The organism is Paramicrobacterium humi (genome assembly GCF_900105715.1).
GTDB classification, from domain to species: Bacteria; Actinomycetota; Actinomycetes; order Actinomycetales; family Microbacteriaceae; genus Paramicrobacterium; species Paramicrobacterium humi.
The window spans coordinates 2386751-2409675 of record NZ_FNRY01000001.1; the positions used below are offsets into that span (position 1 = coordinate 2386751).

22 protein-coding genes are annotated in these 22925 nt (G+C 68.3%); 14 read left to right on the top strand and 8 right to left on the bottom strand.

What is annotated here, in order from left to right:
- Positions 1-6: 6 nt before the first annotated feature.
- Both BLV49_RS11895 and BLV49_RS11900 read right to left on the bottom strand, forming a co-directional pair.
- Positions 7-1740, bottom strand: a complete 1734-nt coding sequence (locus BLV49_RS11895) for a cation:proton antiporter (RefSeq protein ID WP_091184553.1) — start codon at positions 1738-1740, stop codon at positions 7-9.
- Positions 1741-1821: 81 nt separating this feature from the next.
- Positions 1822-5496, bottom strand: coding sequence for a multifunctional oxoglutarate decarboxylase/oxoglutarate dehydrogenase thiamine pyrophosphate-binding subunit/dihydrolipoyllysine-residue succinyltransferase subunit (locus BLV49_RS11900; protein WP_176980893.1), 3675 nt, complete (start codon positions 5494-5496; stop codon positions 1822-1824).
- A gap of 137 nt (positions 5497-5633) precedes the next feature.
- Here BLV49_RS11900 and guaB1 point away from each other — a divergent pair, with 137 nt between their 5' ends.
- From guaB1 to BLV49_RS11915, 3 genes are all read left to right on the top strand, one after another.
- A complete protein-coding gene (gene guaB1 / locus BLV49_RS11905; RefSeq protein ID WP_091184559.1) occupies positions 5634-7070 on the top strand; it encodes a GMP reductase in 1437 nt (478 codons plus the stop codon).
- A 112-nt stretch (positions 7071-7182) separates the two neighbouring features.
- On the top strand, positions 7183-8493 hold the full coding sequence (locus BLV49_RS11910) for a hemolysin family protein (RefSeq protein ID WP_091184562.1): 1311 nt from the start codon (positions 7183-7185) through the stop codon (positions 8491-8493).
- Complete coding sequence (locus BLV49_RS11915; RefSeq protein WP_091184565.1) at positions 8486-9526, top strand: hemolysin family protein; 1041 nt, start codon at positions 8486-8488, stop codon at positions 9524-9526. Before BLV49_RS11910 ends, BLV49_RS11915 begins: the two co-directional genes overlap by 8 nt.
- On the opposite strand, the gene BLV49_RS11920 is transcribed toward BLV49_RS11915, so the two are convergent.
- Complete coding sequence (locus BLV49_RS11920; RefSeq protein WP_091184569.1) at positions 9520-10599, bottom strand: NADH:flavin oxidoreductase/NADH oxidase; 1080 nt, start codon at positions 10597-10599, stop codon at positions 9520-9522. The genes BLV49_RS11915 and BLV49_RS11920 overlap by 7 nt on opposite strands.
- A 40-nt stretch (positions 10600-10639) precedes the next feature.
- On the opposite strand from BLV49_RS11920, the gene BLV49_RS11925 reads away from it, so the two are divergent.
- The 3 genes from BLV49_RS11925 to BLV49_RS11935 are packed head-to-tail and all read left to right on the top strand — an operon-like array spanning position 10640 to position 13079.
- Entirely contained in the window at positions 10640-11470 is an 831-nt protein-coding gene (locus BLV49_RS11925) for an ADP-dependent NAD(P)H-hydrate dehydratase (RefSeq protein WP_091184574.1), read from the top strand.
- 28 nt (positions 11471-11498) lie between these two features.
- Positions 11499-12719 carry a glycosyltransferase 87 family protein gene (locus tag BLV49_RS11930; protein ID WP_091184577.1) on the top strand — a complete coding sequence of 407 codons (1221 nt, stop codon included), beginning with the start codon at positions 11499-11501 and terminating at the stop codon, positions 12717-12719.
- Between the two features lie 51 nt (positions 12720-12770).
- Complete coding sequence (locus BLV49_RS11935) at positions 12771-13079, top strand: thiamine-binding protein (protein WP_091184580.1); 309 nt, start codon at positions 12771-12773, stop codon at positions 13077-13079.
- Positions 13080-13085: 6 nt separating this feature from the next.
- Here BLV49_RS11935 and BLV49_RS11940 read toward each other — a convergent pair whose 3' ends face one another.
- The 5 genes from BLV49_RS11940 to BLV49_RS11960 form a co-directional block, all read right to left on the bottom strand.
- Positions 13086-13727 (bottom strand): response regulator, encoded by a 642-nt coding sequence (locus tag BLV49_RS11940; protein WP_091184584.1) that lies wholly within the window; start codon positions 13725-13727, stop codon positions 13086-13088.
- A gap of 31 nt (positions 13728-13758) precedes the next feature.
- Positions 13759-14958: a hypothetical protein gene (locus BLV49_RS11945; protein ID WP_091184587.1), complete on the bottom strand. Its 1200-nt coding sequence runs from the start codon at positions 14956-14958 to the stop codon at positions 13759-13761.
- A complete protein-coding gene (locus BLV49_RS11950) occupies positions 14955-16190 on the bottom strand; it encodes a sensor histidine kinase (RefSeq protein ID WP_143034050.1) in 1236 nt (411 codons plus the stop codon). Before BLV49_RS11950 ends, BLV49_RS11945 begins: the two co-directional genes overlap by 4 nt.
- 55 nt (positions 16191-16245) lie before the next feature.
- Positions 16246-17451: a homoserine O-acetyltransferase MetX gene (gene metX / locus BLV49_RS11955; protein WP_091184593.1), complete on the bottom strand. Its 1206-nt coding sequence runs from the start codon at positions 17449-17451 to the stop codon at positions 16246-16248.
- A 115-nt stretch (positions 17452-17566) separates the two neighbouring features.
- The gene (locus BLV49_RS11960) at positions 17567-18889 is read right to left on the bottom strand and encodes a bifunctional o-acetylhomoserine/o-acetylserine sulfhydrylase (RefSeq protein ID WP_091184598.1); all 1323 of its coding nucleotides are present in this window, start codon (positions 18887-18889) and stop codon (positions 17567-17569) included.
- 175 nt (positions 18890-19064) lie between these two features.
- Between BLV49_RS11960 and BLV49_RS11965 the strand changes: the two genes are divergently transcribed.
- Genes BLV49_RS11965 through BLV49_RS12000 form a run of 8 tightly spaced genes read left to right on the top strand, consistent with a single transcriptional unit; the run spans position 19065 to position 22899 of the window.
- The gene (locus tag BLV49_RS11965) at positions 19065-19313 is read left to right on the top strand and encodes a type II toxin-antitoxin system Phd/YefM family antitoxin (RefSeq protein ID WP_218132628.1); all 249 of its coding nucleotides are present in this window, start codon (positions 19065-19067) and stop codon (positions 19311-19313) included.
- Positions 19313-19693, top strand: coding sequence for a type II toxin-antitoxin system VapC family toxin (locus BLV49_RS11970; RefSeq protein WP_091184606.1), 381 nt, complete (start codon positions 19313-19315; stop codon positions 19691-19693). Before BLV49_RS11965 ends, BLV49_RS11970 begins: the two co-directional genes overlap by 1 nt.
- A 7-nt stretch (positions 19694-19700) precedes the next feature.
- Complete coding sequence (locus tag BLV49_RS11975) at positions 19701-19991, top strand: hypothetical protein (protein ID WP_143034051.1); 291 nt, start codon at positions 19701-19703, stop codon at positions 19989-19991.
- A 10-nt stretch (positions 19992-20001) separates the two neighbouring features.
- Positions 20002-20229: a hypothetical protein gene (locus BLV49_RS11980; RefSeq protein WP_143034052.1), complete on the top strand. Its 228-nt coding sequence runs from the start codon at positions 20002-20004 to the stop codon at positions 20227-20229.
- A 9-nt stretch (positions 20230-20238) separates the two neighbouring features.
- The gene (locus BLV49_RS11985) at positions 20239-21015 is read left to right on the top strand and encodes an SDR family oxidoreductase (protein ID WP_091184617.1); all 777 of its coding nucleotides are present in this window, start codon (positions 20239-20241) and stop codon (positions 21013-21015) included.
- Complete coding sequence (locus tag BLV49_RS11990; protein WP_091184621.1) at positions 21012-21494, top strand: phosphoribosyltransferase; 483 nt, start codon at positions 21012-21014, stop codon at positions 21492-21494. Before BLV49_RS11985 ends, BLV49_RS11990 begins: the two co-directional genes overlap by 4 nt.
- Complete coding sequence (locus BLV49_RS11995; RefSeq protein WP_091184624.1) at positions 21491-22195, top strand: Type 1 glutamine amidotransferase-like domain-containing protein; 705 nt, start codon at positions 21491-21493, stop codon at positions 22193-22195. The genes BLV49_RS11990 and BLV49_RS11995 overlap by 4 nt, the downstream gene beginning before the upstream one ends.
- A complete protein-coding gene (locus tag BLV49_RS12000) occupies positions 22195-22899 on the top strand; it encodes a uracil-DNA glycosylase (protein WP_091184628.1) in 705 nt (234 codons plus the stop codon). The genes BLV49_RS11995 and BLV49_RS12000 overlap by 1 nt, the downstream gene beginning before the upstream one ends.
- Positions 22900-22925: the final 26 nt, after the last annotated feature.

Sequence of the window (22925 nt, forward strand, 5' to 3'; positions counted from 1 at the left end):
CCCCGCTCATCGGTGCCCGTCGCCGCTGCCGCCCAGGTGGCGCAGCCGGGTCTCTTCCGCATCGAGAATCGCTTGGGCGCGCTCGAGCACGCGCGAGCTGTACACGCCGCGTGAGCGCGCGTCGAGCAGCGCCGCGCGCTCGGCCTGCAGTACGCGCGCGCGAAGCGCCCTGCGCTGAGCCTGAGGCCCCGGGTGGTCGAGGTTCGCGCTCTCGGACATCGCCGCTGAGATGCGCGCAGTGTCCACGCGGACCTGGGAGACGACCTTCTTGTCGTAGCTCTGCCCGTTGGGCTGCTTGAGGTCAGGATTGTCGAGAAGCGCCGAGCCGATGCGGCCGATCTCGTCGACGACCTCCGCGAGCTCGATGCGGTCCGCCGCGGCACTCGAGCCCTTGATGCCGAGCAGCCGAATCAGAAGCGGAAGCGTGCCGCCTTGCACTACGAGCGTGATGAGGGCGACGGTGAACGCGGTCAGCACGAGCTGCGGCTGATGCGGGATCAACGTCGGAAGCGACTGTGCCGCCGCGAGCGTGACGACGCCGCGCATGCCGGCCCAGGCGATCACGGCGCCACCGCGCCAGCCGAGTCCCTCGGATGCCAGGAAGTCCAGATCGGCCTGCCGGCGCTGCAGTATCCGCGTGGCGCGGTGCCACCGCTTGGAACGCTTGGTGTTGGGACTGTCCGCTGCGGCAAGCCTCTCGAGGGCACGATCGACGCGCGGGCTTCGCTTTCGGGCCTCTCGCTGGTCCCGTCTCAGCGTGGCGATGAGCGGCGTGACGAAGAGCACGCGCACGACGAGGAGGACGCCCGTGGCGAGCAGGCCGAGCAGCAGCGCCTCCGTGACGCTCTCGCCCTTTTCCTCGACATGGCCGATGAGCACGTGCATCTCGTAGCCCATCACGAGAAAGACGCCGTTCTCGAGGATCAGCTGAGCCGTGCGCCAGTTGATGCGCTCGCTGATGCGGTCCTGTGCGCTGAAGTGCTTCGCGCTCTGGTGACCCGTGATGAGGCCCGCGGTCACAACGGCCACGACGCCTGAAGCGCCCAGCTGCTCCGCGGGCATGTACGCGATGAACGGGACGGCGAACGAGATCGCTGTCGTGAGCACGGAGTCGTCGAGCTTCGAGCGCGCCCACACCGAGAGGATCCCGACGACGACGCCGATGGCGACGCCGGCGGCGACGGCGTAGAAGAATTCCCCGGCGGCTCCGAGGAACGACACGGCACCGCCGGTCGCCGCGATCGCGGTGCGCAGCAGCACGAGCGCCGTCGCGTCGTTGACGAGGCCTTCGCCCTCGAGAACGGTGACGAGGCGCGCCGGCAGGCCGAGTCGCTTTCCGATCGACGTGGCGGCCACGGCATCCGGTGGGCTGATGACTGCACCGAGCGCCACGGCGGCGGCCATCGACAGGTCCGGCACCAGGAGGTGGAAGACGAAGCCGGTGACGAACGCCGAGACGAGCACGAGCAGCACGGAGAGGCCGCTGATGGCCTTGACGTTGCGCCGGAAGTCCACGATCGGCACGTTGACGGCCGCCGAGTACAGGATCGGGGGCAGCACGACCATGAGCACGAACTCGGGGGGCAGCTCGAACTCAGGGGCGCCGGGGATGAAGCTCGCTCCGACACCGAGCAGAACGAGGATCACAGGGGCGGCGACACCGAGTTTCGGCGCGAAGTACGACACCACGACGATGATGAGCACACCGAGCGCGCCTAAGAGTGCGAGCTGCGATTCCACTTTTCGAGGGTATCGTGCGTGGCCGGCTCGAAAACACGGAAGGCGGTCCGCACGAGTGCGGACCGCCTTCCGTTCAGGCCGTCAGAGGTTGAGCGCGCGGCTCATGAGCTTCGTGTGCTCGGCGGCGTGGCGCTTTGCGGAGCCCGTCGCGGGAGAGGCCGCGGCGGGACGAGTGATGCCGAGCACCTTGTCGTTCGCGAGGTGCTTCGCGAGCTCGAGAGAGATGAACGGCCATGCGCCCTGGTTCTCCGGCTCTTCCTGCACCCACGCGATCTCCGCATTCGGGTACTGGCTGAGCACCTGGCGAAGCTCGTCGCCGGGAACCGGGTAGTACTGCTCGAGACGCACGAGGGCGATCTCGGGGTTCGGGTTCTTCGTCAGCTCCCCGCGGAGGTCCCAGTGGATCTTGCCCGCGTGCAGCAGCACGCGCTTCACGGCCGACTTGTCCTCGACGAAGGCGTCGTCGATCACGGGCTCGAACTTGCCGCTCGTGAACGCCGGCACGTCGCTTGTCGCGCCCTTGAGGCGCAGCATCGCCTTCGGGCTGAACACGACGAGAGGGCGACGCGGACGCGCGTACGCCTGACGGCGGAGCAAGTGGAAATAGGATGCCGGGGTCGAGGGGCGCGCCACCGTCATGTTCTTCTCCGCGCACAGCTGAAGGAACCGCTCGATGCGCGCCGAGGAGTGGTCGGGACCGGCGCCCTCGTAACCGTGGGGGAGCAGCAGCACGACGCTCGAACGCTGGCCCCACTTCTGCTCCGCTGAGGCGACGAACTCGTCGATGACGGTCTGTGCGCCGTTCGCGAAGTCGCCGAACTGCGCCTCCCACAGCACGAGCGCGTCGGGACGCTCGACGGAGTAGCCGTACTCGTAGGCCATGACGGCGTACTCCGACAGCAGCGAGTCGTAGATCCAGAAGCGCGCCTGGTTCTCCGACAGGTTCGTGAGCGGCAGCCACTCCTGGCCGTTCTCACGGTCGTGGAGCACCGCGTGACGCTGCACGAACGTTCCGCGCCGGGAGTCCTGCCCGCTCATGCGCACGGGAGTTCCCTCGAGCAAGAGGGAGCCGAACGCGAGAAGCTCGCCGAACGCCCAGTCGATGTTGCCGTTGCGGCTCATCTCGACGCGCTTCTGCAGCAGCTGCTGAAGCTTCTTGTGCACCGTGAAGCCCGCCGGCTTGTTGTTGAACGCGTCGCCGATCGTGTGGATCACGCTCTCCGGAACGCCCGTCGTCTCTGGCTCGCCGGTGTAGCCGTCCTCGTCGGTCTCCTCGATCACCACGGGAGTCGAGCTCGTCTGGGCGGCGTGCGTCTCCATGAAGGCCCGCTCGAGGCGGTCCTGGAAGTCGTTGTGCGCCGACTCGTACTCTTCCTCGGTGATGTCGCCGCGGCCGACGAGAGCTTCCGTGTACAGCTTGCGCACCGAGCGCTTCGCCTCGATGAGGTTGTACATGAGCGGCTGCGTCATCGACGGGTCGTCGCCCTCGTTGTGGCCGCGGCGGCGGTAGCACACGAGGTCGATGACGACATCCTTGTGGAACTCCTGCTGGAACTGGAACGCCAGCTGGGCCACGCGCGTGACCGCTTCGGGGTCGTCGCCGTTCACGTGCCAGATCGGGGCCTGGATCGTCTTGGCGACGTCGGTGTTGTAGACGGAGGTGCGTCCCTCACCCGGAGTCGTCGTGAAGCCGACCTGGTTGTTGACGACGACGTGGATCGTCCCGCCCGTGCGGTACCCGCGCAGCTGCGAGAGCTGCATCGTCTCGAGCACGACGCCCTGACCGGCCATCGCCGCGTCGCCGTGGATGAGGATCGGAAGCGTGCGGAACGAGCCGATCGGCTGGCGGTCCTGCTTCGCGCGCACGATGCCCTCGAGCACGCCGTTCACAGCCTCGAGGTGCGAGGGGTTCGCCGCGAGGTAGACGGGAAGCTCGACGCCGTCGGCGGACCGGTAGGTGCCTTCCGTGCCGAGGTGGTACTTCACGTCGCCCGAGCCGGAGTTCTTCGAGTCCTGGTGACCCTCGAACTCCTGGAAGATCTGCCCATAGGTCTTCCCGGCGATGTTGGTGAGAACGTTGAGCCGACCGCGGTGCGCCATGCCGATCGCGGCGCCGTCCAGGCCGCGCTCCGTCGCCTCCTGCAGGACAGCGTCGAGCAGCGCGATCGTCGACTCGCCGCCCTCGAGGCTGAAGCGCTTCTGCCCGACGTACTTCGTCTGCAGGAACGTCTCGAACGCCTCGGCCTCGTTCAGCTTGCCGAGGATGCGGATCTGCTCGTCGTGCGTTGGCTTCGCGTAGGGGCGCTCGACCTTGTCCTGGATCCATGCGCGCTGCGCGGGATCCTGAATGTGCATGTACTCGAGCCCCGTCGTGCGGCAGTAGGAGTCGCGCAGGACGCCGAGGATGTCGCGCAGCTTCATCTGACGCTTGTCGGTGAAGTTGCCCGTGACGAACTCGCGGTCGAGGTCCCAGAAGGTGAGCCCATGGGTGGCGATGTCGAGGTCGGGGTGCGAGCGTTGCACGTACTCGAGCGGGTCGATGTCGGCCATGAGGTGGCCGCGTACGCGGAACGAGTTGATGAGCTCCTGCACTCGCGCCGTCTTGTTGACGGTGTCGCTCAGGTCGACGGAGATGTCGGGGGCCCAGTGGATGGGGTCGTACGGGATGCGCAGCGCGGCGAAGATGTCCTCGTAGAAGTTGCGCTGGCCGATGAGGAGCTCGTGCACCTTCTTCAGGAATTCACCCGAGCCCGCACCCTGGATCACGCGGTGGTCATAAGTGGACGTGAGCGTGATGGTCTTGCCGATGCCGAGCTCGACGAGCGTCTTCTCCGACGCGCCCTGGAACTCCGCCGGGTACTCGAGGGCGCCGGCGCCGATGATGCAGCCCTGCCCCTTCATCAGGCGGGGAACCGAGTGCACGGTGCCGATGCCGCCCGGGTTCGTGAGGGAGAACGTCGATCCCTTGAAGTCGGCGGCCGTGAGCTTGTTGGCCCGTGCGCGGGAGACGAGATCCTCGTAGGCGGCCAGGTACTCGCTGAAGGTGAGGGTCTCCGCGTTCTTGATCGCGGGGACCATGAGCGAGCGGGAGCCGTCCGGCTTCGGCAGGTCGATGGCGATCCCGAGACCGATGTGCGCGGGAGCGACGACGCTCGGCTTACCGTCGACGACGTCGTAGTAGACGTTCTGGCTCGGGAAGTTCTTGAGCGCCTGGATGAGCGCCCAGCCGATCAGGTGAGTGAAGCTGACCTTGCCACCGCGCGCACGCTTGAGGTGGTTGTTGATGACGATGCGGTTGTCGATGAGCAGTTTCGCCGGGATCGTGCGGACGCTCGTCGCGGTCGGGACGGTGAGGCTCTGGTCCATGTTCGTCGCGAGCGTCTTCGTCATTCCGCGCAGCGGAGTGACGACGTCCTGCGGTCCCTCGGCGGCGTCCTCGTCGGCCTTCGCCGGCTCCGTGCTGCGCTGCGGCGCGTCAGCGGGGATCGGCTGGGACTTCGGCTGAACGCTCGTCGTCTTCGCGACAGGCTGTCCGTTCGAGGACGGCGCGGGTGCGGCGGGCGACGGCGAGCCCTTGCCGGCGACCGAGTCGCCCGTGACGGGGCGATACTTCTCGAGGATCGGCCACCAGGATTCGTCTACCGAATTCTTATCGGCGAGGTACTTCTCGTACATCTCGTCGACGAGCCATTCGTTGGCTCCGAATTCTGCGGTGGCACCGTGCTCGGCGCCCACTCCGGTCAACTGGCTCGACACCGTTGATCGCCCACCTTCTCTGTCGCAACTCGAGACGCGGAGCACCGTCGCATATGCGTGGTGCGCCATGACTTGTCCAACACTAAGCCTAGTCTTTCGCGCGTGCATTGCGGGTGGCATGCAAGTAGCGTGATCGTATGAAATTCATCGGCGCTGTCCCGGCTCACGACCTGACCTACTCGGACGTCTTCCTCGTTCCGTCGCGTTCGGACGTCGTGAGCAGGCTCGATGTCTCGCTCGCTCCGAACGACGGCACGCCCGCGACCATCCCGCTCGTGTCGGCGAACATGAACTCGGTGACGGGTCCGCGGCTTGCCGCCGCCCTCGCCCGACGCGGCGGCCTCGGCGTGCTGCCACAGGACATGCCGCTGCAGGAGCTCGATTCCGCCATCCGATGGGTCAAGGAGCAGCCGGTTCTCTGGGACAGCCCGCTCGTCTTCGGGCCGGATGCCACGGCCGCGGACGTCCTCGCGATCCTCCCGGCCGTCGAAGGACACGGAATCGTCATTCAGGACGGCAGCGAGTTCCTCGGCTGCATCCCCGCGGAGCGGCTGCGGAGCGTGCTCGACGATGCTCGACTGGGCGACCTGCTGCGCGGTGCCTCCGCCTCGCTCGACGCGGAGGACATCACCACCGGTCGTCAGGCCTTCGACCTCATGGTCGACGCCGACCTGACATTCACCGCACTTCTGAGACACGGAAAGCTCGTCGGCACGCTCAGTCGCCGCGGAGCGCTGCGCTCGACGCTCTACGCCCCCGCCACGGATGGCGACGGACGCCTCGCCGCCGCGGCGGCCATCGGCGTCAACGGCGATGTCGCGGGGAAGGCACGCGCGCTCGCCGCCGCGGGAGTCGACGTCCTCGTCGTCGACACCGCTCACGGCCACCAGGAATCCATGCTGCGCGCGCTCGCGGCGGTCGCGGACCTGTCACTCGGCATCCCGATCGTCGCGGGAAACGTCGTATCCGCCGCGGGGGTCGCGGACCTCGTCGACGCGGGCGCCTCGATCATCAAGGTCGGGGTCGGTCCGGGGGCGATGTGCACGACCCGCATGATGACCGCCGTCGGGCGCCCCCAGTTCTCGGCGGTGCTCGAGACAGCCGAGGCGGCGCGGGAGCGCGGCGCACACGTCTGGGCGGACGGCGGAGTGCGCTACCCGCGCGACGTGGCGCTCGCGCTCGCCGCCGGGGCCTCGAGCGTCATGATCGGATCCTGGTTCGCCGGCACGATCGAGGGGCCCGGCCAGTTGCGCGCTGACCAGAGCGGGCGCGCGTACAAGGAGAGCTGGGGCATGGCGTCGACGAAGGCGGTGCAGGAGCGATTCGGCCGCCTCGACCCTTACGAGCTCGCGCGCAAGACGCTGTTCGCCGAAGGAATCTCGTCGTCGAAGATCTACCTCGACCCGGACCGGCCGTCGATCGAGGACCTGCTCGACATGATCACCTCCGGAGTGCGGTCCTCATTCACCTACGCGGGCGCCCGAAGCGTGAGCGACTTCCAGGAGAGAGCGCTCGTCGGCGTGCAGTCGGCCGCGGGCTATGAGGAGGGCAAGGCTCTGCCCGTCTCGTGGTGATCCCACAGTTTCGTCGAAGGCGGGTCCTCCTATACTGGGGACATCATGGACGACCCTCCTCCTGCGTCAGCATCGGACTCCCATAGACCCGGCCTCCTGAAGGAGGCACCACATGACTGAGTGGATCATGCTCGCCGCCGGCCTCGTGCTGACGGTCGGAACAGGTCTGTTCGTCGCGAGCGAGTTCTCGCTCGTCAATCTCGATCGCGCCGATCTCGAGGCGAGGCGCGAGCGCGGAGAGACGCGTCTGTCGATGACGATCTCCGCGTTGAAGATCACTTCGACGCACCTGTCGAGCGCGCAGCTGGGGATCACCCTGACGACGCTTCTCACCGGGTACCTGCTGGAACCGGCGATCTCGTCACTCATCTCGGGACCCATCGTCGGGGCCGGCGTGCCGGCCGAAGTCATCCGTCCGGTCTCCGCCGTCGTCGCAGTGATCCTCGCCACCCTCTTGTCGATGATCATCGGCGAACTCGTGCCGAAGAACTTCGCACTCGCGCTGCCTCTCGCGACGGCGAAGATCGCCGTTCCGTTCCAGGTCGTGTTCACCGCAGTGTTCAAACCGGCAGTGATCGCCCTGAACGAGAGCGCGAACGGCATCCTGCGGGCCGTGGGCATCGAGCCGAAGGAAGAGCTCTCCGGCGCCCGATCTGCCGAGGAGCTGTCGAGCCTCGTGCGCCGCAGTGCGGGAGCGGGGACGCTTGAGCGCGACACCGCGACGCTGCTTGACCGCACGCTTAAGTTCTCGGCGCGGACGGCGTCGGACGTCATGACGCCGCGCCCGCGCGTGGATGCCGTGAGCCGCACGGACTCCGCCCAGACGGTCATCGACCTGACGCGCGCGACAGGGTATTCGCGTTTTCCCGTGACCGATGAGGGCATCGACGACATCGTCGGGCTCGTTCACGTGAAGCGCGCCGTCGCCGTGCCGAAGGAGCGCCGATCGGAGGTTCCCGTGTCGGCGCTGCAATCCGACATCGTCCGGGTGCCCGAGACCATGCGGCTCGACTCCATGATCTCGCAGTTGCGTCGACGCGGATACCAGATGGCCGTCGTCGTCGACGAGTACGGCGGCACGGCCGGCGTCGCGACGCTCGAGGACCTCGTGGAGGAGATCGTCGGCGAAGTCACCGACGAGCACGACCGCACGCGCGCGGGCATCGTGCGCACAGCGTCCGGTGTGACCTTCCCCGGCGGCCTTCGGCCCGACGAGTTGCGAGAGCGCACGGGCGTGTCGATTTCCGAGGAGGGGCCGTACGAGACGATCGCCGGCTTCGTCATGAGCGAACTCGGCCGGCTTCCCGAGGTGGGCGACGAAGTCATCGTCGAGGAGGGCACGTTGCGCGTCACGCGACTCGACGGACGGCGCATCGACCGCATCCGCTTCACGCGAGCAGCGGAGGAGGCGACTCATGAGTGACTGGCTCGGCCTCGTCTGGCTCGTCGTCCTGCTGATCGGCAACGCGTTCTTCGTCGCCTCCGAGTTCGCCGTCATCTCCGCGCGGCGCTCGCAGATCGAACCGCTCGCGGAGAAGGGCAAGGGCAGTGCGAAGGTCGCCCTGTGGGCGATGGAGCACGCGACGCTCATGCTCGCGACCTCGCAGCTCGGCATCACCGTGTGCTCGCTGCTCATCCTCAACGTGTCGGAGCCGGCGATCCACCATCTGCTGGCGATGCCGCTCGGGCTCACGGGGCTGAGCGTCGAGATCATCGACACCGTCGCGTTCATCATCACGCTCGTGCTCGTGTCCTATCTGCACGTCGTGTTCGGCGAGATGGTGCCGAAGAACATCTCGTTCTCGATGCCGGATCGTGCGGTGCTGCTTCTCGCGCGTCCGCTCGTGTGGTTCGGTCGTGTGTTCAAGCCCGTCATCTGGGCGCTCAACGGGTCGGCGAACGGGGTGCTGCGCCTGTTCCGCGTCGAGCCGAAGAACGAGGCGACGTCGACGTTCACGCTCGAGGAGGTCGCGACGATCGTGTCGCAATCGACGCGCGAGGGTGTGCTCGAGGACTCGACGGGCACGCTCGTCGCGGCGTTCGAGTTCACGAACAAGAAGGTGCGCGACGTCGCGATTCCGCTCGACGGCCTCGTCACGCTCGGCCGTGACGCCACACCGTCGCAGATCCAGCGGGCGATCGCGAAGCGCGGATTCTCACGCTATGTCATCGTCGACGAGGACGGCCAGCCCACGGGCTATGTCCACCTCAAGGACGTGCTGCGCGACGCCGATGAGCAGGACGACGACGAGCCGATCCCGGCAAAGCGCATCCGTCAGCTCGTGTCATTGTTCGACGGCACGGACCTTGAGGACGCGCTCACGAGCATGCGGCGCTCCGGCGCTCATCTCGCTCAGGCGTTCGACAGCGACGGAAACACGACCGGAGTGCTGTTCCTCGAGGACATCATCGAGGAACTCGTCGGCACCGTGGAGGACGCCACGCAGCGTCAGTAGGCGCGCTCGTACTGGCCGGGAACACCGGGAGTGCCGGCTGCGAGCGATACCGACCAGGCGTTCGCGAGCTGCGGATTGCGCAGTGCCTCTCTGCCGAGCATGACGGCGTCGGCGCGACCGTCGGCGACGATGCGCTCGGCCTGCTCCGCGTCGGTGATGAGCCCGACCGCGCTGACCGGCACGTCGACAGCGGCGCGGACGGTCTCGGCGAACGGCACTTGGTATCCGGGGCCGAGCGGGATGCTCGGGTGGGCGAGGATTCCGCCGCTGGAGATGTCGAAGCCGTCCGCGCCCGCCTCGGTGGCCGCGCGCGCGACCTGGGCGCACGCCTCGGCATCCCAGCGGTCCTCGCCTTCCTCGGCCCAGTCGGTCCCCGACAAGCGCACGAGCAGTGCGCGCGCGCCGATCACCGCGCGCACCTCCCGCACGATGCGCAGCAGAAGGCGGGCACGGTTCTCGAGGGAGCCGCCGTACTCGTCGTCTCGCCGGTTCGACAGCGGGGACAGGAACTGGTGGAGCAGGTAGCCGTGTGCCGCGTGAATCTCGATCGCTTCGAATCCGACCGTGCAGGCGCGAACCGCGGCGGCGACGAAATCGGCAACGACCTTGTCGATGCCCTCCGCGTCGAGGGCGACGGGCGCGACATAACCCTCGAACGCGACGTCCGATGGCGCGACGGTGCTCCAGCCGCCGTCCGCGGCCGGGATGGTCCCCTTCGCCGGGGCGCCCCACGGCGCGTACGTCGAGGCCTTTCTGCCCGCGTGCGCGAGCTGAATGCCCGCCGTCGCGCCTTGCGCGCGGATCGCCTCGACGATCGGCGCCCACGCGCTCGCCTGCTCGTCCGTCCAGATTCCGGTGTCGCGGTCGGAGATGCGGCCTTCCGCGCTGACGGCAGTCGCCTCGGTCATGACGAGACCGAAACCGCCGGCCGCGAACCCGCCCAAGTGGATGAGATGCCACGCTGCCGGCATCCCGTCACGCTCCATGCACGAGTACTGGCACATCGGCGAGAGCCACACGCGGTTGCGGATGACGAGCGGTCCGACGTCGATGGGCGAGAACAGTGCTGACACGAATGGCTCCTTTCGGCCTCGTTCAACATATCGTGAAGGGATGACGCTGTGGACGAAGTGGACGGATGCCGACGCGCGGGGCTGGATCAGGGTTCCCGTTGCCGACGACGACAAGTACGCGCGCGGCGTTCTGGGTGCGATCACCGGTTCGGAGCAGTTTCCCGGCGCGGCCGTGCTCGGCGTCGAGGCCGCCATGCGCGCAGGCGTCGGCATGGTGCGCTACCTGGGGGAGGAGCGAGCGACGCAGCTCGTGCTGCAGCGCAGACCCGAGGTCGTGACGGTTGCCGGGCGCGTGCAGGCGTGGCTCGTCGGGTCGGGCGTCGATCCGGAGCAGCTCCCGGAGGCACGGCGTCGGAGCATCGTCGAGGCGATCGAGTCGGGGCTCCCGACGGTTGTGGACGCCGGTGCGCTCCAGTTCGTTCGCGGTCGTGGGCGGCCGAACGTCATCGTGACGCCGCACTACCGGGAACTCGCGACGCTGCTCGCCTCCGTCGACGTGCGCGTGGATGCCGCTGCCGTGCGGCGGGACCCGGCGCGCTGGGCCGAGCTCGCGACGGAGGCGCTCGGCACCACGGTGCTGCTGAAGGGCAGCGTCACCCACATCGCCGCGCCCGACGGGGAACGCATAACGGTGGAGGGCGCCCCCGCCTGGCTCGCGACGGCGGGGACGGGCGACGTGCTCGGCGGCGTTCTCGGAACGCTGTGCGCTTCGCACGCCCAGGAGCCCGGCGCCGTTCCCGCGCGAATCGCCGCGACTGCCGCGCTCGTGCACGCGCGCGCCGGTGCGCTCGCTTCGCGCGGCGGCCCGATCGCCGCGCTCGACGTCGCCGACGCGGTCCCCGCGGCGATCCGCGCCCTGCTGGCCGCGTGAGAGTCGCCGCCGCTTCTAGGATGGAGGCGTGAGAAGCCGGATCGCGCTGTGGGCAGCGTTTCTCGCCGCTCACCTCGTGGTCGCCTGGCTGTGTCTGCACGCGCCCGGGCTGCCGCTCGGCGACGTCACTCTCGTGTACGGGCCGTGGCTCGATCAGGCGTTCGCCGGCGGACCGGTTGTCGGCATCGATCTTCCCTGGGTGTACCCGCTTCTCGCCATCGCGCCGATGGCGGCATCCGCCCTATTCGGGATGCAGCGCTACGGGGAGACCTGGCTGCTGCTCGTGACCGGGCTCGACGCGATCGCGTTCGCTGTGCTGCTGGGCAATGGGCGCAGCCGGCCTCGGCGTATCGCCGCGTGGTGGTGGACCGTCGCTATCCTGCTGCTCGGCCCGATCGCTCTCGCCCGCATCGATGCCGTCACCGTCCCGATTGCGATCGTCGGCGGGCTTCTCGCGCTGCGGCGCCCGCGCCTCGCCGGCGCGCTGCTCGCGATCGTGACCTGGATGAAGGTGTGGCCGGCGGCGATGCTGGCGGGACTGGTCATCGCCTCGCGCCGACGATGGGCGGTCGTCGGGGCGGCCGCGGTCGTGTCGGCGGCCGTCGTCGTCATCGCGCTCGTTCTCGGCGGTGGTCGGTACGTGCTGAGCTTCCTCGGGGAGCAGACGGGAAGGGGCCTGCAGCTCGAGGCGCCGATCTCGACGGTGTATCTCTGGCAGGCGGCCTTTCACGTGCCGGGCGCGTTCATCTACTACGACCGCGGCATTCTCACGTACCAGGTGACGGGCGCCGACGTCGACATCGTCATCGCGCTCGCCACGCCGCTTCTCGTCGCCGCGACCGTCGTCGTGGTGCTGATCGGGCTGCGCGCCGCTCGAGCGGGAGCGCCCGTCGTGCGGCTTCTGCCCGAACTGGTGCTCGGGCTCGTACTCGCACTGATCGTCTTCAACAAGGTGGGTTCTCCGCAGTTCATGGTGTGGCTTTTCGCCCCCGTCATCCTCGGACTCGTGCTGCAGGGCTCGCGCTTCGCCGCGCCGGGACTCGCGGTTCTCGGACTCGCCCTGCTCACCCATATCGTGTATCCGTACTGGTACGGGATGCTGCTGGGCGCGCACCTGCCCATGGTGATCGTTCTCACGGTGCGGAACCTCGGCTACGTCCTGCTGCTGGCGTGGTCGCTCGCACGGGTGTGGCGATGCGGTAGCGCTGCTCGAGCCCTGCGGGAGACAGCCGACTCTCAGCCCGCGTGACAGTGTTCCCCCGCGGTGGCAGACTGGGGACGTCGAAGGAGGACCTCACCCATGCTTGTCGCCTTTTCCGTCGCCCCGAGCGGCACAGGACGCGCCGACGCTTCCGTTCACGACGCAGTCGCCGCGGCCGTGCGCGTCGTCCGCAACTCGGGACTGCCGAATGAGACCGGCTCGATGTTCACGACGATCGAGGGCGAGTGGGACGAGGTCTTCGACGTCGTCCGCCGCGCCACGGAAGCCGTCGCGCCGTTCGGATCACGCGTCTCGCTGGTGTTGAAGGCGGATATTCGGCCTGGCTACGAGGGCGAGCTGCGCGGAAAGGTCGACCGACTCGAGAAGGCGCTCGACGACACTGAGTGAGGCGCCTCAGTCGACGATGATGCCGTCTTCGATGGCGCGCTTGCGCAAGGCGACCTTCGTGCCGACGTCGACGCCGTGCGAGCGATACTTCTCTCGGATGCGCTTGAGGTAGGACTTCGCCGTCTCCTCGGAGATGCCGAGCTCGTAAGCGACCGACTTGACGGGGTCGCCCGCCGCGTAGAGCGCCATGACGCGTCGCTCCTGCGCGCTGAGCCTCGGCGCGCCGACCTCCGCACGGCTCAGCGCGGCGTCGAGCTCTTCGGAGATGTACGACTCGCCGCGTCGCGCGGCGCGGATCGCGTCGACCATCGCCGCGGCGGGCTCACTCTTGACCAGGTAGCCGACGGCCCCGGCCGCGAGGGCCTCGCGCACGACGCCCGGGTCGGAGTACGTGCTCATGACCACCGTCTGCACGCCCGTCGTCTTCAGCGTCGAGAGCTTGAGCGACACCGGAATGTGGTCCTTGAGGTCGAGGTCGAGCAGCACGACGTCGACGGGGAAACCCGGGTGCGTGAGCAGCTCCGGCCACGTCGGCACCGCGGCGACCATGTCGACGTCGTCGGCGGTTCCACGAATCCATTCCGTCAGAGCGCTCAGGATCATGCGGTGATCGTCGACGATCGCCACCCGAATCTTTGCTTGAGCCATTTGTTGTTCCCCTCACCAACTCACCGGAAGTCTAGTGGTCACCCGCGTCATGCGGCACGTCAACGACACACTGCACGGCGAGTCGCGTCCCCGTCGGCGTCTGCGTGTCCACGACAGCCCCCACGTTTCGGAGCGCCGTCCAGGCGAGCGGCTCGATGCGGTGCCGCACGATTCCGTCCACGTGGATCTCGACGAGGACGCGTCGCTGCGGCCCCGAGACGCGCCTGACGGTGTACGGATCGCCGAACTTCACGCTCGTCTGGTGGGCACCCGCGTCGGCGCCCTGAACGAGGAACCAGAGGGCCGAGAGCAGCCCGTCGCGCTGGTCCGTTCTCAGCAGAGCGGCGCTCGAGTGCGGGTCCTCGATCGTGACGACGTCGTTGAGAGTGTCGGACTCGGTGACCGCGTGGTACAGCCAGGTGTTCTGCCGCCCCGCGATGAGATGGCTGCGCAGTTCGGTCGCGAGTTCTGCCGCGCGACGCGCCTTGTCCTGGTTCAGCGGCAGCGGCTCCCGGCCCGAGGCCACGTCTTCGAACAGCTGCTCTACCTCGTGGTCGAGGGAGGCGAGCCGTTCTGAGGCGAGAAGGCCCGGACCGTACACGGGCGCGGTGACCGTGCCCTGGATCATGACGCGATCGAGGGCGAGCTGGCTGAGCCGACGATACGTGCCGATCGTGAGAGCCGCGATGATCGGGGTCACTGTCGCGAGGGCGATAGTGACGATGTCGGCTCCGATTGCGGCGCTGCGGTCTCGATCGGAGCTCAGCGTCGCCGCCGCGAGCGCGATGGCGAGGACGCCGGAGCAGATGAGCACGTCGCGTGCCGCACGGACGCTCACGACGGCCACGAGCACGCCGCCGACGGCGACGGCAGCTGTCGGGTAGACGCCTTGCGCGGAATGCCCCCACACGGCGGCGACGTCGATGATGACGACGACGAAGAGCGACGCGATGACGGACCAGTACTTGAGCGTGGACACGTGGTAGCCGCGGGCTCGGATCGTCGGCACGGCGTACACGAGGACCAGGGCGAACAGCACCCAAGCGATGCTGTTGATGGGGGCGAGCGGATAGTCGTTGATGCGCAGCAGGAAGCGCGCGAAGGAGTGAACCGCGATGAGGGCGCCGGCAAGTCCCGGGCCGATTCCGAAGCGTGCCGTGCCGAGAGCCGCCTGGGACGTCGCCTTCAGGCCGGCGAGGCGAGTGCGTTCCGTGAGGTGCGACTTGCTCATTTCGCCACCTCGAGGACGACTGTCGTGCCGGCCCCAGGGGCCGAGAACACGCGCACCGTTCCGCCGATGTCTTCGACTCGTGCGACGACCGACTGCCGGAAACCGAGCCGCTGCGAGGAGACAGCGGCGGGATCGAAGCCGACGCCCGCGTCGGTGACCACTCCGCGCACCATCGCGCCGTCGTCGCTCAGCGTGACGTGCGCCTCGTCGACCTGGGCGTGGCGACGCACGTTCTCAATGCATTCGACGAGCGCGTAGATGAACGCGTCGAGCTTCTCCGGCTCGAGCCCGAGCTGTCCCGAGCCGTGCCACTGCACGCTGAGGTCGGTGCCGTTGAACCGGTTCTTGACGTTCTCGAGGGTGCCGCCGAGCTGCAGTTCGGCCGTGTTCGTCAGGTTGTACTCTCCCGAGGAGCGCGGCTTCGGGGACTCGCCGAGCCGCAGCCGTTCGAGGAGTTCGCGGTCGCTCGCGGCCTGGCTCCGAAGGCTCGCCTCATCGACGCCGACTCCCGAATGGGCGAGCAGCGTGAGCGTCGCGAGAGCCGTGTCGTGCAGCAGCCGGGCATCCCGCAGACGCTGCGCTTCCGTCTCACTGGCACGCCGCTCGATGGTGTGGGCGCGACCGATGCTGACGATGCGGCGGCTCACACGCGACATGCTGCTCCGCAGCCAGATGCCGAACATCGCACACAGTGCCCACAAGGTGACGACGAGGGAGAACAGCCCGATGAGTTGGCCAGGTTGCAGCCCGAGCCAGGCGCCGAGTCCGGCGACCGCTGCGATTATCGCGAGAAATACGCCGCCGAGGAACAGCAGGGCACCGCGCGTCGCGGTGAGCGCGACGGCGAGGGAGCCGACCGACCAGCCGGCGACCATGCAGATCGACGCGCCAAGGGAGTAGTTGATTCCCGAGCTGGGCACGGCTGCCGCGCACGCGAGAATCGTCGCGAGCCCGGTGCCGAAGAGCGTCGACTGTCGCAGCAGGTCGGGACGCTGCCACGTCCACACGAGTGCCGCGCCGAGCAGTACGTGCAACAGCAGAAGCTCCGTGAGCCATGGCGCATTCACGGCGCCGGGGATGCAGACCACGATGAACGAGGTGATGGTTCCGGCGAGCCCGAACGCGAGCGCCGTGCTGGAGACCAGGCGGGCGTGACGCAGAGCGAAGTACTCGAGGGATTCGTGCTGACGCCGCGCAGGATTCGACGAGGCGATCTCGCGCCACACCGTCATCGTCGTCACCCTTCCGTGCCTGGCGAGCTCCGATGACAGTCTATGTGCAGCCTGTTCAGGCGCTGAGCAGGCGTCGCAGGTGAGTTCCGACGGCCTCATGCTCGATCAGGAACGCATCGTGACCGAAGGGCGATGACAGTACTGCAGGGGCGTCACCGTCGATGTTCCCCGGCACCTGCGCCGCGATGAACTCCTGCCCGGGTAGCGGGAAGAGTCGATCACTGTCGATCCCGAGAACGAGGGTGGGCATGGTCACCCGAGACAGCGCTGCGGAGAGGCCGTCGCGGTCGCGGCCGACATCGTGCGAGTTCATGGCCTCGACGAGCACTGTGTAGCTGTTCGCGTCGAAGCGCCGGGTGAACTTGTTGCCGTGGAAGTCGATGTAGGACTCGACCGCGAAGCGCCCGCCGCGGCCGAGAGGGCTGATCTCGGACTGCCATGTGCGGCCGAAGCGCTGGTTCAGCTCGTGGGGGCTGCGGTAGTTGATCATTGCCAGGCGCCGTGCGAGGGCCAGGCCGCGGTGCGGGCCGTCGCCGTCTGCGGCGTCGTAGTAGTGTCCGCCGTTGAAGTAGGGATCCGTTCGCACGGCCTCGATCTGCACCGTGTTCTGCGCGACCTGGTCGGCCGTCGTCTCGGGCGGTGCGGCGAGCACAGCGAGCCGTCTCACCTTCTCGGGGTAGCTGACGCCCCACTCGAGCGCGTGCATTCCGCCCATTGAGCCGCCGATGACGGCCTCCCATGCCCGGATCCCGAGGTGCTCGCCGAGCATCGCCTGAGCCTGAACCTGGTCGCGCACTGTTGTGTAGGGAAACCGGGTGGCCCATTCGTAGCCGTCGGGCGCGAAGCTCGCCGGTCCGGTGGAGCCCTGGCAGCCGCCGAGCATGTTGGGGGCGACGACGAAGTAGCGATCGGTGTCGACGGGAAGGCCCGGACCGACGACGTCCTCCCACCAGCCGGCGGTGGCGTGGCCTCGACCTGCGGGTCCGCGCACGTGCGAGTCGCCGGTGAGCGCGTGCAGCACGAGAACGGCGTTGTCGCGCTCCTCGTTGAGGGTTCCCCAGGTCTCGTAGGCGAGGCGCACATGCGGCACGAATCCGCCCGCCTCGAAGCTGAACGCGCCGAGGTCAGCGAATACCCGATCTCCCGCAGGATCACCGTCGCGCCACGCCCCCGTGGCGGGCGGTCGTCCGATGACGGTTCGCGTCTCCGCCGCGGTGACGAAGCTCCACGGAACGGTGTCATCGGAACGCTGCGAATGCATAGTTCAATTCTCGCCGTCGGCGCCCGCGACGCGGGCATTGTTACACGCGAGCGCCGCCCGAGAGCACGAGCCGCCGGACACCCCGAGGGGCGCCGGCGGCTCGAGAGACGCTGGACTAGCGGGCCGCCTCCACGACGCGTCGGGCCGCGGCGAAGGCCTGTTCGAGGTCCGCCTTGAGGTCCTCCACGTTCTCAAGCCCGACCGAGAGCCGCACAAGGCCGGGCGTCACACCGGTCGTGAGCTGCTGCTCCGGGGTGAGCTGCGAGTGCGTCGTCGACGCGGGGTGAATCACGAGCGAGCGGACATCGCCGATGTTCGCGAGGTGGGAGAACAGCTGCAGGCTGTTCACGAACTCGCGACCGGCGTCGACGCCGCCCTTGAGCTCGAACGACAGCACCGCGCCGACGCCCTTGGGCGCGTACTTGTTCGCGTTCGCATACCACGGGCTCGAAGGCAGGCCGGCGTAGTTCACGCTCGCGATGTCGGGGTGCTGGTCAAGCCATTCCGCGATGTCCTGCGTGTTCTGCACGTGGCGCTCCACGCGGAGCGAGAGCGTCTCGATCCCCTGGATGAGCTGCCACGCGCTCGCCGGAGCGATAGCGGAGCCGAGGTCGCGGAGCAGCTGCACGCGCGCCTTGATGATGTAGGCGATCGAATCGCCGAGAACCGTCGTGTAGCTCGCCCCGTGGTACGAGGGGTCGGGCTCGGTGAGGCCGGGGAACTTGTCGACGTGCTTCGACCACTCGAATTTTCCGCCGTCGACGATGACGCCGCCGATGACGGTTCCGTGGCCGCCGAGGAACTTCGTCGCGGAATGCGTGACGATGTCGGCGCCGTGCTCGAGGGGCTTGATGAGGTACGGTGTCGCGATCGTGTTGTCGACGATGAGCGGTACGTCGTTGCTGTGCGCGATCTCCGCGACGCCCTCGATGTCGAGGACGTTGATGCGCGGGTTCCCGATCGTCTCGGCGAAGAGGGCCTTCGTGTTCGGGCGAACGGCGCGGCGCCACTCGTCGAGGTCGTCCTGGTCCTCCACGAACGTCGTCTCGATGCCGAGCTTCGCGAGGGTGTACTTGAGCAGGTTGTAGGTGCCGCCGTAGATCGACGACGACGACACGATGTGGTCGCCCGCCTGCGCGATGTTCAGGATCGCGAACGTGGATGCCGCCTGGCCGGACGCGAGCAGGAGGGCTCCGGTGCCCCCCTCGAGCGCCGCGACGCGCTGCTCGACGACGTCCTGCGTGGGGTTCTGGATGCGCGTGTAGATGTTGCCGAATTCGGCGAGCGCGAAGAGGTTCTTCGCGTGCTCGGTGTTGTCGAACACGTAGCTCGTCGTCTGGTAGATCGGTGTGGCGCGGGCCTTGGTCACCGGGTCGGGAGCGGCGCCGGCGTGGATCTGAAGGGTTTCGAACTTCCAGTCGGGCGAAGTGTCGGTCATGGTAATCCCATTTCGTTCGGGTGGCGTCTCTGTGACGGGATGCGTTCCCCCGAGAGTACGCGCGCTCGCGTCGTGTCAACAGGGAAGCCGAAACATGACGTAACGCAGTGCGTCGGCCGTGCGGAGCCGCGTCGGCGCAGTGTCGTCACAGCTGCGCCGGAAGTAGTTGACCAACATGGGTTGGTCAACTATTCGCGGCCCTATGGAGGTCACGGTTCAGGAAGCCAAGACGCACCTCTCTCGGCTGCTCCGCCGGGTGGAGGCGGGCGAGACCGTCGTGATCAAGCGCGGGCAGGTGCGGGTCGCCCTGCTGACGTCGGCACTGCCCCAGGCGGCGCGTCGCCAGATCTGGGGGGACGTGCAAGGTCGGCTGGCGTCCGACTTCGACGAGATCCCGCGCGAGCTTGAGGACTACGCGTCCTGATGCGACTTCTCCTCGATACGAATGTGGTGCTCTGGCTCCTGCTCGGCGACCGTTCGCGCATACCGCAGGCGATCGTCGATCGTATAGAGGACACGGGAAACGCCGTACTGGTGAGCGCAGCGAGCGTGTGGGAAATCGCCATCAAGCGCTCTCTCGGAAAACTGGAGATCGAAGACCGGTGGCCGCGTGCGCTCAACAGCCTGGGCTTCGATCATCGCCCCGTGACCGCGGAACACGCCGCGGCCGTCGAGAAGCTTCCCTGGATTCACGGCGACCCGTTCGACAGGCTCCTTCTCGCTCAGGCGAAGCTCGAGGGCGCGACCGTCGTGACGGCCGACGAGCGGATGCGGAAGTACGACGTTCCAAGCCTGTGGGTGTGAACCCAGCATGACCTGTCGCGGATCCGCCCGGATGCCGTGGGACGCTCTGCCTCGCTCGCTTGTGCACGCGGTGGAGGAGGCTCTCGGCTCGCCGATCACGGGCGCGGTCTCACAGCCGGGCGGCTCCTCACCCGGGAGCGCCGACCGGGTCGTCACCGCGACGGGCCGGCGCGCCTTCGTGAAGACGGCGAGCCGCACGCGAGACCCGGGCGCCCACGCTCTGCACCTGCGTCGGCGCCGCGTGGTTCGACGCGCTCACCTACCTGCTCGACATGCGGCGCCGGCTCGGCCGTGGTGACATCGATGATGTGGTCGCCTCGCATTCGGTTTTCCGGGGAGCGCTGCCGCGACAGATCGACGCGGCGCTCGCCGGACTTGCGGGCGGATTCTTCGATGCCGCCCGACTGCCGGCGCCGCCGAACATGCCGACGATCCGGGAATTCCAATTCGACGAAGGGATCGCCGCTCTCGGCTGGCTGCGCGAGAGGCTCGCTGCACATGGCTCGAAATCGGCGGGCGGCAGGCAGAGCTCTTAGGCTTGGGGCATGACATTCAAGCGTGCAGTGGTCACCGGGGCGAGTTCCGGAATCGGTTGGGCAACGGTCGTGGAGCTCCGCTCCCGCGGCTGGGACGTGGTGGGCGTCGCGCGTCGCGCCGACCGGCTCGCGGCGCTGGAGGAGCAGACCGGAGCGCGCGTGTTCACGGCCGACCTGACGGTGCAGGATGACGTGGACGCGCTCGCCGAGTTCGTCGCGTCGACGGGAGGTGCCGACGCGGTCGTCAACAACGCGGGAGGCGCGTTCGGGCTCGCGAGCGTGGAGGACTCGTCGGTGGCTGACTGGGAGCGCATGTACGCCATCAACGTACTCGGCACGAAGCGCGTAGTCTCGGCCCTGCTTCCGGTGCTTCGCCGCTCGATCGAGCCCGGGAAGGCGGCATCCATCGTCGGCATCACCTCGATCGCCGGGCAGGTCGCCTATGAGGGCGGCGGCGGCTACAACGCGGCGAAATTCGCGCAGCGCGCCGTGATGGAAGTGCTCCGGCTCGAACTGGCGGGGGAGCCGATCCGCGTCATTGACGTAGCACCAGGGATGGTGCATACGGAGGAGTTCTCCCTTGTGCGCTTCGGCGGCGACAAGGCGAAGGCGGATGCCGTGTACGCCGAGGTCCCCGAGCCGCTCACGGCCGAGGACATCGCCGAGACCATCGCGCACGCCCTCGACCTTCCGCCGCACGTGAACATCGACAGCGTCACCGTCAAACCGGTCGCCCAGGCTGCGCCGCACAAGGTCGCGAAGGGCCCGCTCAAGGTCGCGCGATGAGCGACGAGAGGGAAGTGCTCGGCTGGGACGACTTCGGCGAAGCCGCCCGTGACCTCGCCCGCACGGTGCACGCGAGCGGATTCGCGCCCGACATCGTCGTCGCTGTCGCACGCGGCGGGCTGCTGCTCGCGGGCGCCGTCGCGTACGCGCTCGGCACGAAGAGCTGCGGAAGCATCAACGTGGAGTTCTACACCGACATCGACAAGACGCTGCCCGAGCCTGTGCTGCTTCCGCCGGCGCTTGACGCTCCGGCGCTGAGCGGGAAACGCGTTCTGCTCGTCGATGACGTCTCGGACTCCGGTCGCACGCTGCGCCTCGTCGTCGACATCCTGACCGGGCACGGCGCCGACGTCCGCTCGGTCACGCTGTACTCGAAGCCGCGGACCGTTCTCGAACCGGACTACGTGTGGCGGCGCACCGACAAGTGGATCACGTTCCCCTGGTCGGCGCTTCCGCCCGTGACGAAGGAGAACTCGTGAGCATCTTCCTGTGCGGTGGAGGCGATGTCGACCTCGCCGAGTTCGTGGCCGAGGCCGCCGTGCGCTCCCAGCAGACCACTCGCGAAGTTCCGCGCATCGCTGTCGTCGCGATCGACACGGGGCACGGCAGCTTCTTCACCGACGAGATCGCCGAATCGCTCACGGACGCCGGCGCGTGCGAGCCGGTCATCCGCGCCTACCGGTCCGACCAGGAGGCGATCCTCGCCGACCTCGTCGACACCGACGGGATCTACGTCGCCGGCGGTCCCACTCCCGACTACCTGCGTGCCCTGCAACCTGTCGTCGGCGAGATCCGACGTCGTGTCGCGGCCGGAACCCCGTACTTCGGGGTATCGGCGGGAGCGCTGCTCGCCGCGGAGAAGGCGCTCATCGGCGGCTACCGCATCGGCGACGTTCCCGTGGCGCCCGAGATGATCGGAGAGGGAATCGACGAGCTCGAGGTCGCGTCCGGAATCGGTCTTGTCGACATCACCGTCGAAGTGCACGCCGCCCAGTGGGGCACGCTCGGCCGGCTTGTCGCGGCGACCGAGGCCGGTGTCGTCGAGGGAGGCGTCGCCATCGACGAGGACACAGCTCTCGTCGTGAGCGACGGGGGACTGCGCGTCGTCGGCTCCGGCTCGGTGTGGCAGGTGTTCTCCAGCGAGCACGGGGTCGTCGTCACGACGGCGGCGGCGGGCTGATGCCCGACCGCAGCCTCGCGCACCTCGCGGCGACGGGCGCCATGGATCCCGGGTGGGCGCGGGCGCTCGAGCCCGTCGCCGACGACATCGCCGCGATGGGCGACTTTCTGCGCGCCGAGCGGCGGGAGGGACACGACTACCTGCCGAGCGGCGCGAACGTGCTGCGGGCCTTCGCGCAGCCCCTCGACGACGTGCGCGTGCTCATCGTCGGCCAGGACCCGTACCCGACCCCGGGGCACCCGATCGGCTTGTCGTTCGCCGTGGACCCGCTCGTGCGTCCTCTGCCGCGCAGCCTGCAGAACATCTACCGGGAGCTTCACGAGGACCTCGGTATTCCGCCTGCCGCGCACGGCGATCTCACGCCCTGGACGCGCAACGGCGTCATGCTGCTCAACCGGGTCCTCACGGTACGTCCCGGCGCTCCGGCCTCCCACCGTGGCAAGGGCTGGGAGGCTGTGACGGAGCACGCGATTCGCGTGCTCGTGGAGCGCGCCGCCCCGCTCGTCGCCGTTCTCTGGGGCCGTGACGCGCAGAGCCTCACCCCCATGCTCACCGGCGTCCCCGTGGTGGCGAGCGCCCACCCGAGCCCGCTCTCGGCCTCGCGCGGCTTCTTCGGCTCCCGCCCGTTCTCGCGCGTGAACGCCCTTCTCGAACAGCAGGGGGCGAGCGCTGTCGACTGGGGCCTCGAACCGTCACATTCGTGAAACACGAGGGGCGTAGCATCCTGAAC